Below are 13,786 nucleotides of genomic sequence, written 5' to 3'. Positions count from 1 at the left end.
CTCATTGGAATGGATTCAACCATGATCCTTGAAGCCTGGTTCACGGCCCTGTTGATCCTGGGCATGCTGGCGGTGCTGACCTTCACCCGTGCCGCTCCCGACCTGGTGTTTGTGGGCGCGGTGGTGATCTTGCTGCTGGCAGGCATTGTCAGCCCGCAAGAGGCATTTGCCGGTTTCTCCAACGAGGGCGTGATTACCGTGGCGGCCCTGTATGTGGTGGTGGCCGGCCTGCGTGAGACCGGCGGTATTCAGTGGATTGTGCAGTCCTTGCTCGGGCGACCGCGTTCCCTGTGGCGGGCGCAAGTGAGACTGACCACCCCGGTGGCGGTGATGAGCGCCTTTTTGAACAACACGCCTGTGGTGGGCATGCTGATTCCTGCGGTGAACGAATGGGCCCGCAAGCTGGATCTGCCGGTCTCGCGATTGATGATGCCGCTGTCGTTTGCTGCCATCCTGGGGGGCACCATCACGGTCATCGGTACCAGTACCAACCTGGTGGTCAATGGCCTTTTGATCGAACAGACCGGCACTGGCCTGGGCCTGTTCGACATCGCCTGGGTGGGTGTGCCTGTGGCGTTGCTTGGTCTGGGCCTCATGCTGGTCTTCGGGCGGTATCTTTTCCCCGATCGCCGTCCCCCCATGAGCCGGATCGATGATCCCCGGGAATACACCCTGGAGATGCTGGTAGAGGAGGGCGGACCTCTGGTGGGACGGAGCATCGAGGAGGCGGGATTGCGGCACTTGCCTGGAGGATATCTCATGGAACTGGACCGCCAGGGTACCCTCATCCCCGCCGTGTCTCCCCAGCAGAAGCTGTGTGCGGGAGACCGTCTGATCTTCGTCGGGGTGGTGGAATCCATGGCCGATCTGCAACGCATCCGCGGCCTCACCCCGGCTACCGGACAGGTGTTCAAGCTGGATGGGCGACGTTCTGACCGGGCCCTGCTGGAAGTGGTGGTATCCAATACCTGTCCGCTGGTGGGCATGACCATTCGCGATGGCGGATTTCGCAACCGCTATAACGCGGTGGTGATCGCCGTGGCCCGCAATGGCGAGCGATTGAATGACAAGATCGGGGATATCGTGCTGCGCCCCGGTGACACCTTGCTGGTGGAGGCCGGTTCGAGCTTTCTGGCCCAGAATCGCAATCGCCGGGATTTCTTCCTCATGACCCAGGTACAGGATTCCGCAACCCCTCGTCACGAGCGGGCCCTGGTGGCCATGGGGATTCTGGCAGCCATGGTGGGCAGCGCCAGCCTGGGCCTGCTCAGCATGCTGGAAGCGGCCCTGGCGGCGGCGGGGCTGATGATTCTGAGTGGGTGTGTGAGCATGTTCAATGCGCGCGGCAGTCTGGATTGGTCGGTGCTGTTGACCATTGCTGCCGCCTTCGGCGTGGCCGCTGCCATGAATAACACGGGCCTTGCTCAGACGATTGCATTGAATGTGACCGCACTGGCAGGCGAGCAGCCCTGGATGAATCTATTGGTGGTCTATCTGCTCACGGCCCTGTTCACTGCGCTGATCACCAATAATGCCGCTGCCGTGCTCATGTTCCCCATCGCCTGGGCCGTGGCACAGGACTTGGGCGTGAGCCTGATGCCCTTTGCTGTGGCCATCATGTTCGCTGCTTCGGCCAGTTTCGCCACGCCGTTTGGCTACCAGACCAACCTGATGGTTTATGGCCCAGGGGGCTATCGTTTCAGTGACTATCTGCGCGCCGGCATCCCCATGACCGTGGTCACCGGGGCGTTGGTGATCCTGCTGGTGCCGCTCATCTGGCGCTGGTGAACCCGGCCTTCCCGCGAGGAATCATCGCCCCATGAATCTGCAGGAGCTGCAACGTCTTCACCTCTTCGAGCCGCTGGACAGCGATCAATTGGGTCGTATCCAGTCGAGCCTGCGCGAACGTCATTACCGCGCGGGCGAGCCCCTGTTTGCTCAGGGTGATCCGGCCGCGCATTTTTTCCTGGTAAAGAGCGGGACGATGAAGCTATACCTGCTCTCACGAGATGGCGACGAGAAGGTGGTGGAGGTCATTCAGTCCGGACAGTTGTTTGCGGAGGCCGTGATGTTCATGGATGAGGGACGTTACCCGGTGAGCGCTTCGGCCTTGTCGGACACCCATCTGGTCATCTTCGATAACAGCTGTTTTCTGCAACTGTTGGCGGAATCCCCCGATCTCGCTCTCAAGCTCCTGGGTAGCGTGAGCCGCCGCATGCACGGGCTACTCAGTCATATCGATGAACTGACCCTGCATAATGCCACTTACCGCCTGGTCTCCTACCTGCTGGCTCAAGTGCATGCCCAGGCCGGCCAGGTGCGCCTGGCCATTCCCAAGCAGGTGATTGCTTCACGGCTGTCCATGAAACCAGAGACCCTGTCCCGCATCCTGGGCCGCCTGCGGGAGCGAGGTTTGCTGGCGGTGCAGGGGGAAACGCTGGTCCTGCTGGACGAGGCGGGGTTGCGACGGGTGCTGGAGTAGTGTGAGTCGGTGGCCTGTCAGAACGGTAGGAACGGTTATCCGTGTGTGGGCGCGCGGCGTGCAGCCCCCGGATGTCATCCGGGTGAACATCCGGCATAATTAGCAGTCTCTAATAAACACTCACATTGCCCACAAGGCTGCATATTTTATGTCCGATCAAGGCAAACGCCGTTCCAATCCCGTCCCCAGTTCCCGTTTTGGCCGTCTGTGGCACCTGGGTATGGCCTCCGGCACGCTGGCAGCCGGGATCGGCTTCAAGGGGCTGACGGAGCTCACCCGCAAGAGCAACGGCAGTCGCCCGGCCCGCATCGATCTGCCGGGCAAGCATGCGCAGCGTTTCACCAATCGTCTGGCGCGCATGCGGGGGGCAGTGATGAAGATGGGGCAGCTCATGTCCATGGATGGCACAGACTTGCTCAACGAGGAGGCCTCGGAGATCATGGGCGCACTGCGCCAGGCAGCGGAGCCCATGCCCTTGGGGCAGTTGAGCGGCGTGCTCAACCGGGAATATGGCAAGGGTTGGGAGCAGCAGTTCAGGCACATGGATCTTACCCCCATTGCAGCGGCTTCCATCGGTCAGGTACACAGGGCCGAAACCCGCGATGGTCGCACCCTGGCGCTGAAGATCCAGTTTCCCGGTGTGCGTGAGAGTATCGACAGTGACATCAATAACCTGGCGTTTTTGTTCCGCCAGTTCCGGGTCATGCCCGCTGGTGTGGATCTGGGGCCCTTGTTCGAGGAAGCCCGTCTGCAATTGCACCGGGAGACCGATTACCAGACCGAAGCAGAGTCCCTGCAGGCCTATGGCGCCATGGTGGGGGATGATCCGAACCTGTTCGTGCCCCGATTGCATCCCGATCTGTCCACGGAAAACATCCTGGCCATGGACTTTGCTCCTGGCGAGCCGGTAGACCGTATGATTTCAGGCGACTATCCCCGGGAAGACCGTGATCGGGTGGCCACTCTGCTGAGCCGCCTGGGCTTCCGGGAGCTGTTTGATTTTGGGCTGGTGCAGACGGATCCCAACTTCAGCAATTATCTCTACGATATGGAATCGGGGCGGGTCTCCCTGCTGGACTTCGGTGCTGCCCATCGTGTCCAGCCCCACTGGGTGGAGGTCTATCGCCACCTGGGGCAGGCGGCTTACTCTCAGGATCGGGAGGACATGCGCCAGGCCTGCATCGAGTTGGGTTATCTCAAGGAGGACTCGGATTCAGATGATGTGAACGAGATGCTGGATCTGCTGCTGCTATCCGGCGAGCCATTGCGGCATGAGGGCCCCTACGACTTCGGTGCCTCGGATTTGTTTGAACGGGTGTATTACCGGGGCAAGGACTTGTTCATGGACGAGCGTTTCCGCCACATGCCTGAACCCGCCACGCTGTTCCTGCACCGCAAGTTCATGGGGATGTTCCTGCTGTGCCGCAAGCTGCGGGCGCGCGTGGATATTGGCGGGATGATGCGACCGTATCTGGGCCTGGAAAAGCCATATCGAACTTGAGTTCCGTGCTCAACTTCAACCACGAACCTCAGTCGCCTGCCTGAAACAGGGGGGCGACGTGCAACCGAGCCAGGGACAGACCCGAAAGTCCTCGGGTCTTTGGGGAGGGGCCTTGAACCCCTCCCCAGCCTTTAACCTTATAGTGTCAGCCGTTTTTTCAGAATAAGCGCCGAACGCTAACCCATAGGCCCCGGACAGAGGCCTGTGTCACATCTACACCAAATTGGCGCCCTACGCAACCTGGCCCCAGCCGAAAAGTGCGCTGTGGGCAAGCCTGGCAGGCGCGCAAGCGGCCCTGGGGGGCGCGGATCGCCCGCTGGTATTGCCCACAGGGGCACCGCACGTTTTCCCTGATACCCGATTGTCTGGCGGCCCGCTGGTCGGGGACACTGCAGGTGGTGGAAGTGGCGGTGATGACCGCGGAGACCGCGCCCAAACAGCGTATCAATGCCAGGGCATCCTTGACCGACAGGCGTGCGAAAAAAGTCCGGGCAGGGAGGGAAACCGTCACTGAATTCAATGCTTGCCTTCCTCTCGTAGCCGGATAACATCCGCAACTGGCAGCCCAGCAATCTCTGCAATCATGGCGTCCTCCATTTCAGTGTGGGTAATCAGGTTACGGGCGGCCTGCTCAGCACGGAGTTGCTCGCCTTCCTGGCGCCCTTCCTGGCGCCCTTCCAAGCGCCCCTCCAGCCGCTCTTTCTTCACCAAGTTCTCCAGGTTCTCTGCCAGCATGTCTTTGTCCTCCACCAGGCTTTCGAGCTGGTCTAGGTTGAGCTTGGTCCCAAGCCGATGCAAATGACGCTTGAGCCAGCGGGTGATGATCCGGTCAATACGCTCCTTGTCGGGATCAGCCTTGATGATCGCCACAATACGATCCACCGCCTGCTGAAGGGCTTCCCAGCTTTCTCCGGCATTCTCCACACTGAACACCCCACTCAGCGGGCTCAGTACCAAACCAAGCTGCTCATCAGTGTAGCGTCCTTCGTCGACCAGGTAGTAGCGCAGGTGCGGCTGATAGACCTGCAGGAATCCAGGCGGTTCCGGCTGTACCATCTCGTACACATCCAGCGGGGCCGTCCAGGGCTTTGATCCGTTATAGAGCACCACCGGAAAAACCGGCGGAAGACCCTGACCGGGGGTGATGACCTTCTGCTTGAGCAACTCACTGTAGAAGCAGGCGACGTAGTGCATCAGCCGGATTGGCATGGTGCGATCCACCGAGGACTGGAACTCCAGCAGGATGTACAGGAACACCCGCTGGGTGAGGCCCTGCCAGGTGACCTCCACCGACCACACCACGTCCTCGATCTTCTCCTCGAACAGCGGGGTGATGTAGTTGCCGTTGTGGTTCTTGAGTGTCGAGAAGTCCATCAGCCCGGCGATCTGGGCCGGCGCAAAGCCTTCGATCAGCTGTTGGACGAACTCGGGATAGCTGAAGAGTTCCTTGTATCCAGTGTCGTGGTAATTGTGGGTGGCGTCCGCCATGTGGGCTCCCGTGATGATGCCCCGATCCTACCACAGTCCGTTGACATGCTCGTCCGCCCTTCTGGCTTTCTCCCTCACCCTATCTGTCTGATGAATAGAGAAAAAATAACACATGTCAGGGCAGGCGTGAGGCAGGCATGCGCTTCAAGGCGAGTGATGGCTTTCCACGTTCGGCGAACGAACCGTAGCTTTATGCCCGACGACGACATGATCCAGGGTGCGGATGTCCATCGGTTCTCGCGCATCCTTGAACCCACCGTGAGCCGCCGTGCAGGCCGTTGGCCAGGGCTACGGCCGGGGGCGCTGGGGTTAAGAGTCAGAGCGACTGCATCGTCCACCTACCACTTTCGGGCTCGGCCGCGTAGCGGCATAAACGTTCCGACAAATCGGGTCACGCATTATCCAAAATGCCCCGCGTCTTAATCCCTTCTTCATCAGGGTCTACGTTCCGACTCGACGCCATGGAGCCTTTTCAATCAATGACTTACAAAGGGGGTTCCAGAAAATTTTCCGGTTTGAAAAGTGATGGTCCAAAAGCATGGCTCCGGTTTGCGTCAGATGCCCATAGCGTAACCCGAAAGCCCTTCGTTCACGGCGCCACCAAGACCTTCTTCACCAAGGTGAAAGAGGAACTGCATTTTATTCCCGCCCAACTGAAGGTGCTGGAGTACTGGCAGGAAAAGGCCGTCTTCGAGCAGGACGGTGAAGAACGTATTGTGGCCTTACCTGGGCCTGGAAAAGCCGTATTAGAAGGAGGCCAGCCATTGCAGCAGTTCCTCGGGGTAGGGCAGTAGCCAGATCAACATTCCCAGGAGCATGCAGGCAGCGATGGAACCCAGTGGAAAGTCGGGCTGCAGGATCTTGAAGGCAGAGCCGAAGGAGCGCTTGATGCGGGCGTTGTTGATGTCAACGCTGTAGAGTTCGTCCAACAACAGGTGGATCACGAATCCTAGAAAGATGGCAACGCCCTGCAGCCAGACCACCAGGACATCGGCCATCAGACACTGCAAGCCCACGTAAACCCATCCCAGGCTCCAGCATAGACCGACCACGAGGCTGTGGCACAGCCCCCGGTGTCGACTGAGGCGCTGGAAAAGCATGGCCAGGGGATAACGCACCACAAACCAGGCCAGCAGGGCCAGAGCCAAGATCTCACAGCCGATTGGCTCGATCTGGGGAAGCCAGTCCACCCGGTGATTGTAGGAAGCGGGCAGGAGTGCAATCACCGCGGTGGCAGCCACCAACGAGAGCGCCCCAAACAGGGCCCGCTGGGGGCGTCCGCCATCCACGTCGATGTCGGGCAGAAGGGTGCCGGCCACCAGAAAGAGCATCAGTCCCAGGGACTCCCACCCATCCAGTCGACCTGTGGCCAGGGTGGCCCCGGCCAGTCCTGTCGCGAACATTCCTGCGACACTTACATGCGTTGCGAAATTGGCCATTTAGTATTTGTTGTTATTAAAAATCACATTCATTCAGAATGTTATCACTAAAGCTGAATGAATGAACAGAGGTGATCAGAGAGGAGCAAGGCTTAAGCCAATGGCCGCGTCGTTTCACCGATTCGAAGGTATTGGGCTCCTTTCTCCCCTTGAAGCCCTGCTAAACTCCTCGCCCATGGATATTTTTGCCTGGGTTCTTGCCGTTGTACTGGTTGTTTTGGGCGTTGTCGGCCTGGTGCTGCCCGCGATTCCCGGGCCGTTGGTGTTGTTTCTCGGGCTCTGGGCGGCGGCCTGGGCAGAGAGTTTCGTGCACGTGGGGCTGGGCAGCTTGCTGGTGCTGGCGGCCATGGCGGGCCTGGCCTCGCTGGCCGATTTCGTGGCGGGCGCCTTTGGGGCCCATCGTTACGGGGCCTCGGGGCGCTCCGTGATCGGAGCCACGATCGGCGCCGTGGTGGGTCTGTTCTTCGGGTTGATCGGCCTGCTCCTGGGGCCGTTCATCGGCGCGGTGCTGGGGGAGTTGTCTGCCCGTCGGGATCTGCTGGCGGCAGGCCGGGCCGGTTGGGGTGCCACCCTGGGGCTCATCCTGGGCACGGCTGCCAAGGTGGCATTGGGCCTTGCCATGGTGGCTCTTTTTCTGGCGGTGCGATTCTTCTGACTGACTGGCCTCTAGTTTGCGGAGGGCTTCAACCGACGGTGCCAGCACCTGAATTGTTGGGCACCCTGAGCGAGATTCCAGGTGAGCAGCCCATTGGAGGCGGCCAGCAGGAGCAGGGCTGGCACGAACAAACCCGACCAGAACAACGCCCCCACAGTGCCGGTCAGGGCCAGCCAGTGCAGGTACAGTTGCCAGCGGGTGAGCTTGAGGGGGATCACCTCGTGCATGTTGGGGATGGGCGCGCGCAGGTTGCCGGTGCTCAGGCGCTGGTTGTTCAGGCGCTGGTTGTTCAGGTGCAGCCACACCAGGAAGGGGACGATCTTGTAGAGCATGCCGTTGATGATGGACATGGCAAAGCCGGCCAGGAACAGCCAGACAGGCAGGAGCATCAGCGGGCCACGCGGGGGCCAGCCGGGCAGCAGGTGAGCCAGGGCCCACAGAGCGATGGCCGCCAGCAGGGCGATGAGCCCGGTGCGCCAGAAATACACAGTGACATCGGCGTTACGGCGGCGTCGGCGGGACTGCAGCCACAGGGTGACCACGGCAAAGGCCGCCAGGGCGATGGCCAGGGCCATGCCCATCAGCAGGGTTAGCCACTCCGGGAGGTGCAGCCATGCCGGCAAGGTCAACAGGACCAGCAGACTGAACACCACCGGGGCATAGCCACGGGCGAAGAGGCGGGGATATTCCGGGGTCATCTGGAACATGGGCACCACTTGATAGGCCACGGCGGCGATCAGCAGGGCGATCCACCCGAACAAGGCCCAGATCAGGTGGATGTTCGTCAGGTAGCGGGGCAGGGGCCACCCCTGGCCCAGATGGCCGCTGGCGAGCCAGCCGCCAAGCACCATGGCCATCAGCAAGGAGATCACCGCCAGCCAGAGTCCGGTGAGGGTTGGCCCCCGGGCCCGGCTGCGCGCCAGGCTGATCAGGGCACCCAGAATGAAAAGTGCCACGGCGCCCAACACCAGCGTGCCTCCCAGCATCACGGCCCAATGAGCCTGAGTTGCCAGGCCAATTCCCAGAAACGGTGTGCCCAGGGCCAGCAGTCCATGGGTGACACGGCTGGTGAGCAGATCTTTGGGTAGCGGGGATCCTGCCACCACCGGGAGCAGTTGCTGCATGGCACCGAACATCACCATGGCCAGATAACCCAGGACCAGAATATGGGTGGCACCGATCAGGCCGGGCATCCAGCGGGAGAGCAGGGTCTGAGGGCCCAGCCAGAGCATCAGCAGTGCGAACAGCACGGCGAACAGGGGCGCCGTGATCATGAACTGCAACGGTACCCAAAGGGGTGGGGTGCGATCCAAAGACAGACGGGAAAGGTTCATGGAGTGCCGGGCTCCGGGCCGTCGGCCCGCCAGATAAGGATCTCAAAGGGGACATCCGGCGGGGTGATCACCCGGTGGGCAAAACCCATGTCCGCCAGCATCGGGTAGAGGGGAAAGGGTTCGCGCCGGTGCTTCATGTGCAGCACATCCCCCGGGGCCAGGTCGGGCAGCCTGTCCAGCACCTGCTGCAGGGGCTCTGGAGGGGGTAGATCGCGAACATCCAGGATGTAGGTGGTGCCCATGGGGTCAAGCCGGTTCCAGGGTGCGCACCTGGCCCATGAGATGGTCGCGCCCCGCGCTCAGGTGCTTGTCGGCCATGGGGTAGAGGATCTGTTCCTCCTTGACGTTGTGGAGCTGGATGAGCGTCATGAGGGTTTCGATGTTGCCCAGGCAGGGATCCACCGCCCGCCGGGCCAGTGTGTCCTGCACGTCAGTGAGCAGGGCGCGCATCTGATCGTGTTCCCGGCGCATGACCTCGGTGGGGCCGCCGCTGCTGCCCGTGAAGGTATCGATGGCAGGAAACAGCAAGGTCTCCTCGCGCTGCAGGTGACGCTCCAGGTCGTGATGGAAGCGTGCGCAGGCGGTTTCGGCGGCGGGCCAGTCCTGGTCAGCGACCGCGCTTTCCAGGTCGGCAAGGCGATGGTCGCAGTCGCGGTGGTCGTGGGTGAAAAAGTCCTGGATGGTCTGCATGGCGATGCCCCGTGGATGTGTCAGCAGGATGGCGTGTCGTTACGTTAGCCAACCGCTGAGGTATTTGAACTTGACCCGGATCAAGGCGGCCGGTGGGGATCAATCAAATTATGCAATAAGAATCATTATTGATTGCATTTGATTTCAGTTCGGGTAGAATCCAACGTGACTTTGCGCTTCCCTCCGGGGTGGATTCACCCTCGGAACCTTTTCATTCATTGTCCGTTCAATGGAGTTTCACATGAAAAAACACCTCATGATGGCCACCCTGGCCTCCGGTATGTTCCTGTTTTCCTCTGCTGCGCTGGCCGAGCGGGTGGAGCATTATGAAGGGGAGTCCGTCGACAGCCTGGAACAGGCAGTGGAAAACTTCGTGGAACACAATCGCAAGCTGGAGGCGACATTGGCTGAAGACGAACTGAGTCTGGAAGATGTGGCGTATATCCACGAACTGACGTATACGCTGGAAAATGCCCTGGAACGCATGAATCAGGACCTGTCAGCGCTGGCCGTTACCCTGGAAGAAGTGCATCTGGCATCGGAAGTGAATGACGTGGACAAGATTCGTGAAGAAGGTCGCAAATATCTGGAGGTGGCAGACAAGATCGCCGACTGATCACTGATCCCGGTACTTGCCCCTCCATCTCCCGGGAGGGGCAGGGGGTATCGCAGTTGGGCGAACTGACGAATGAGGCTCAGCAGGTAGTCGTCGTTCCATCCTGTTTTTTGCGTGTGCCTTTCATGGATCCCTTTGAGGGTTCCAGTTTGGCCACATTGAACGCCAGTCGACTCAGTCGGCCGGTGCCGGCCGAGGACATTCCGGCCATCCTGAATGCCCGTCGCCGGGCGCATTCACGGTGGTGATGGCCGGCACACGGTGCTGGCCTCCGTATCCATGGATTCCATGAGGCGGTTGGGGCTATCCTCGTGCGATTGCCAGGAAGACAGGACAAGAGCATGAGCCGATTTGTCTATGCCGACCCCGATTCCCTGCCACATCACGATCGGCAGGCCATCAGCCAGTTGTATCGGGCCGATGAGGCCGTGACGGTCCGGATGCTGCTCGACCGCTTGCCCCAGGATGAGGAACGAGGCACCCGCACCCGTTACCTGGCCCGGGGCCTGGTCAAGGGGATGATTCAGGCCCAGAAGCGCCAGTCCGGCATGGCAGCGCTGATGCAGGAATATGATCTCTCCAGCGACGAGGGGATCGCGCTCATGTGCCTGGCCGAGGCCCTGCTCAGGGTGCCGGACAAGGCCACGGCGGATCGCCTGATCCACGACAAGCTCACCGCTTCCCACTGGGATGCCCATCTGGGTCGTGATCGGCCTTTCTTCGTGAATGCGGCCACCTGGAGCCTCTGGCTCAGTGAGCGCATCATCGATACGGATGATCGCCGGCGTTGGTTATCCCGCGTGGTGCATCGCATGCTGGCCCGCGTGGGCAGCCCGGTGATTCGCACGGCCGTGCGCCGCACCATGGGGATGCTGGGCGATGGTTTCGTCCTGGGGAGGACCATCGACGAGGCCATGAAGCGGGCGCGCCGCAACGAAAAGCGTGGCTATCTGTATTCCTACGACATGCTGGGCGAGGCAGCCCGCACGGAAGAAGATGCCCAGGCTTACTTTCAGGCCTACAAGGAGGCCATCGAGCACATCGGCAAGTCGGTGGACCCTCGCATCGCCATGCGGGAGCGCCCTGGCATTTCGGTGAAGCTTTCGGCTCTGGATAACCGCTATGAGCCCGGGCACGAGGAACGGGTTCATCGCCGACTGATGCCGCGCATTCTGGATCTGTGCCAGCTGGCCCGAGATTACTACATCCCCCTGTGTATCGACGCTGAGGAATCCTGGCGCCTGGATCTGTCGCTGGATGTGGTGGAACGCCTGCTGGACGACTCCAGCCTGGAAAACTGGGAAGGATTGGGATTTGCCGTGCAGGCCTATCAGAAGCGGGCCTGGGAGGTGCTGGGCTGGCTGGAGAACAAGGCGTCGCTGAAACGTCGTCAACTGATGGTGCGCCTGGTCAAGGGGGCCTATTGGGATACGGAAATCAAGGAGGCTCAGGTCCAGGGTCTGGCCGACTATCCGGTGTTCACTCGCAAGGCGGCGACGGATGTCTCTTATCTGGCCTGTGCCCAGCGCCTGCTGCATGACTGTCCGCACCTGTACCCTCAGTTCGCCACCCACAATGCCCATACGGTGGCGGCCGTCATGGAGATGGCCCGGGACAAGGAATTCGAGTTGCAGCGTCTCCACGGCATGGGGGAGGCGCTGTACGATCAGCTGGTGGCCCGTGACCGCCCAAAGGTGCCCTGTCGCATCTATGCCCCGGTGGGCAGTCACGCGCATCTGTTGGCCTACCTGGTGCGCCGATTGCTGGAGAATGGCGCCAATTCCTCATTTGTTCATCGCATCCACGAGGATGATCTGGATCATCTGATCGCCGACCCCGCCGCCTGGTTGCGCACCTGCGAGCCGCTGCGCAATCCTCGTATTGCCCTGCCCAAGGACCTCTATGGCAAGGCCCGCCGCAACAGTGAGGGACTGGATTTTTCGGATCGGTCCCTGCTGTTGAAACTGTCGGCTCATATGACGCGTATCGCCGAGAAGGGTTGGCGTGGCGGACCGCTGGTGGCGGGGGCGATGCGCACGGATCAGGCTCAAGCGGTGGTGTCCCCCTCGGACAGGCAGCGTCAGACGGGCAAGATCACCTGGGCCGGTGAAGGGGACGTGAAAACGGCTCTGCAAGCGGCCGATGCCGCCTGGCCTGACTGGGAGGCGACGCCCGCCGAGCGGCGGGCCGAGATCCTGGAAGCGGTGGCTGACTTCTATGAGAGACACCAGACGGAGCTCATGAGTTTGTGCGTGGAAGAGGCCGGCAAGAGCCTGCGCGATGCCCATGCCGAGGTGCGCGAGGCAGTGGACTTCTGCCGCTATTACGCCGCCCAGGCCCGGCGCCTGTTCTCCCGGTCGGCGGTGTTGCCCGGTCCGACCGGGGAGCGCAACGAATTGAGTCTGCATGGGCGAGGCACCTTCCTGTGTATCAGCCCCTGGAATTTTCCCCTGGCCATCTTCACCGGGCAGGTGACCGCCGCCCTGGCAGCCGGCAACGCGGTGTTGGCCAAGCCCGCGGAACAGACCAGTCTGGTGGCCATCCGGGCCGTGGCCCTGATGCATCAGGCTGGCATCCCCACTGAAGTATTGCACTGCCTGCCCGGGCCCGGTGGCGAGATTGGCCCCCTGCTGGTGGGTGACCCCCGGGTCAGCGGTGTGGCCTTTACCGGTTCCAACGAGACGGCGCGCCTGATCAACCAGGGGCTGGCCCAGCGGGAGGGGCCCATCGTGCCGCTGATTGCGGAGACCGGCGGCATCAACGCCATGATCGTGGATTCCACCGCCTTGCACGAGCAGGTGGTCATGGACATCGTGCGCTCGGCCTTCCTCAGTGCCGGTCAGCGTTGCTCAGCCCTGCGGCTCCTCTGTGTGCAGGCGGATATCGTCAAACCGCTGTTGAAGATGCTCAAGGGCGCCATGGATTCCCTGGTGGTGGGAGACCCCCACTGGCTGGTCACGGATGTGGGGCCGGTCATCGATGCCGAGGCTCTGGAGCGGCTTGAGGCCCATCACCAGACCATGGAGGAGCATGGCCGCGTCCTGCATCGCGCGCCGCTGGGGGGAGACTGCGAGCGGGGCCTGTTCATGGCACCCACCCTTTACCGCCTGGAGAGCATCGAGGAATTGGTGGCGGAGGTGTTCGGTCCCATGTTGCATGTGGTCACCTGGCGGTCCGGAGAACTGGATGCCCTGGTGGATCGTATCAACGCTCAGGGGTATGGCCTGACCTTGGGTATTCACAGCCGTATCAATGCCCATGCTGATGCGGTGACCCGCCGGGCGAGGGTCGGTAACGCCTATGTGAACCGGGATATGGTGGGGGCGGTGGTGGGCACGCAGCCCTTCGGTGGCGAGGGGTTGTCAGGAACCGGCTTCAAGGCCGGCGGGCCTCATTACCTGTTGAAGTTTGCCACGGAGCGTGTGGTGACGGTGAACACGGCGGCGGTGGGTGGGAATGCCAGTCTGTTTGCCATGGCTGAGGGACATGGTGTTGGTCATGCTCATGGTCATGGGCAGAAGCGATTGCCTTCACCTTAGTTCCTCACCCCTCACCCTAGCCCCTCTCCCCAGAGGCGAGAG

General features: G+C 61.4%; 12 protein-coding genes. 7 read left to right on the top strand and 5 right to left on the bottom strand.

Features of this window, described 5'->3' with window-relative positions; genetic code table 11:
- Positions 1-21: 21 nt before the first annotated feature.
- The 3 genes from BMY52_RS08615 to BMY52_RS08605 all read left to right on the top strand — a co-directional run bounded on the left by BMY52_RS08615 (position 22) and on the right by BMY52_RS08605 (position 3,983).
- Positions 22-1,788, top strand: a complete 1,767-nt coding sequence (locus tag BMY52_RS08615) for an SLC13 family permease (protein WP_090253449.1) — start codon at positions 22-24, stop codon at positions 1,786-1,788.
- 31 nt (positions 1,789-1,819) lie between these two features.
- Positions 1,820-2,482, top strand: coding sequence for a Crp/Fnr family transcriptional regulator (locus BMY52_RS08610; RefSeq protein WP_090253447.1), 663 nt, complete (start codon positions 1,820-1,822; stop codon positions 2,480-2,482).
- 148 nt (positions 2,483-2,630) lie between these two features.
- The gene (locus BMY52_RS08605; RefSeq protein ID WP_090253445.1) at positions 2,631-3,983 is read left to right on the top strand and encodes an ABC1 kinase family protein; all 1,353 of its coding nucleotides are present in this window, start codon (positions 2,631-2,633) and stop codon (positions 3,981-3,983) included.
- Positions 3,984-4,499: 516 nt separating this feature from the next.
- Here BMY52_RS08605 and BMY52_RS08595 read toward each other — a convergent pair.
- Positions 4,500-5,471, bottom strand: a complete 972-nt coding sequence (locus BMY52_RS08595; RefSeq protein WP_090253438.1) for an Rpn family recombination-promoting nuclease/putative transposase — start codon at positions 5,469-5,471, stop codon at positions 4,500-4,502.
- Between the two features lie 479 nt (positions 5,472-5,950).
- On the opposite strand from BMY52_RS08595, the gene BMY52_RS08590 reads away from it, so the two are divergent.
- Positions 5,951-6,265 (top strand): hypothetical protein, encoded by a 315-nt coding sequence (locus tag BMY52_RS08590; RefSeq protein ID WP_090253435.1) that lies wholly within the window; start codon positions 5,951-5,953, stop codon positions 6,263-6,265.
- On the opposite strand, the gene BMY52_RS08585 is transcribed toward BMY52_RS08590, so the two are convergent.
- On the bottom strand, positions 6,218-6,874 hold the full coding sequence (locus BMY52_RS08585; RefSeq protein WP_177169907.1) for a metal-dependent hydrolase: 657 nt from the start codon (positions 6,872-6,874) through the stop codon (positions 6,218-6,220). The two genes, BMY52_RS08590 and BMY52_RS08585, sit on opposite strands and share 48 nt — an antisense overlap.
- Positions 6,875-7,085: 211 nt before the next feature.
- Here BMY52_RS08585 and BMY52_RS08580 point away from each other — a divergent pair, with 211 nt between their 5' ends.
- Entirely contained in the window at positions 7,086-7,565 is a 480-nt protein-coding gene (locus BMY52_RS08580; RefSeq protein ID WP_090253429.1) for a DUF456 domain-containing protein, read from the top strand.
- A gap of 11 nt (positions 7,566-7,576) precedes the next feature.
- Here BMY52_RS08580 and BMY52_RS08575 read toward each other — a convergent pair whose 3' ends face one another.
- Genes BMY52_RS08575 through BMY52_RS08565 form a run of 3 tightly spaced genes read right to left on the bottom strand, consistent with a single transcriptional unit; the run spans position 7,577 to position 9,589 of the window.
- On the bottom strand, positions 7,577-8,899 hold the full coding sequence (locus BMY52_RS08575; RefSeq protein ID WP_090253425.1) for a hypothetical protein: 1,323 nt from the start codon (positions 8,897-8,899) through the stop codon (positions 7,577-7,579).
- On the bottom strand, positions 8,896-9,141 hold the full coding sequence (locus tag BMY52_RS08570; RefSeq protein ID WP_090253421.1) for a DUF2249 domain-containing protein: 246 nt from the start codon (positions 9,139-9,141) through the stop codon (positions 8,896-8,898). The genes BMY52_RS08575 and BMY52_RS08570 overlap by 4 nt, the downstream gene beginning before the upstream one ends.
- A 4-nt stretch (positions 9,142-9,145) precedes the next feature.
- A complete protein-coding gene (locus BMY52_RS08565; protein WP_090253418.1) occupies positions 9,146-9,589 on the bottom strand; it encodes a hemerythrin domain-containing protein in 444 nt (147 codons plus the stop codon).
- 241 nt (positions 9,590-9,830) lie between these two features.
- On the opposite strand from BMY52_RS08565, the gene BMY52_RS08560 reads away from it, so the two are divergent.
- Positions 9,831-10,205, top strand: coding sequence for a DUF6746 family protein (locus BMY52_RS08560; protein ID WP_245740715.1), 375 nt, complete (start codon positions 9,831-9,833; stop codon positions 10,203-10,205).
- 341 nt (positions 10,206-10,546) lie between these two features.
- On the top strand, positions 10,547-13,744 hold the full coding sequence (putA, locus tag BMY52_RS08555; RefSeq protein ID WP_090253409.1) for a bifunctional proline dehydrogenase/L-glutamate gamma-semialdehyde dehydrogenase PutA: 3,198 nt from the start codon (positions 10,547-10,549) through the stop codon (positions 13,742-13,744).
- Positions 13,745-13,786: the final 42 nt, after the last annotated feature.

Source organism: Ectothiorhodospira marina, assembly GCF_900109495.1.
In the GTDB taxonomy this organism is placed as follows: Bacteria; Pseudomonadota; Gammaproteobacteria; order Ectothiorhodospirales; family Ectothiorhodospiraceae; genus Ectothiorhodospira; species Ectothiorhodospira marina.
Note: the sequence above shows the minus strand (reverse complement) of the source record. Positions and strands in the feature narration are given on the sequence as shown.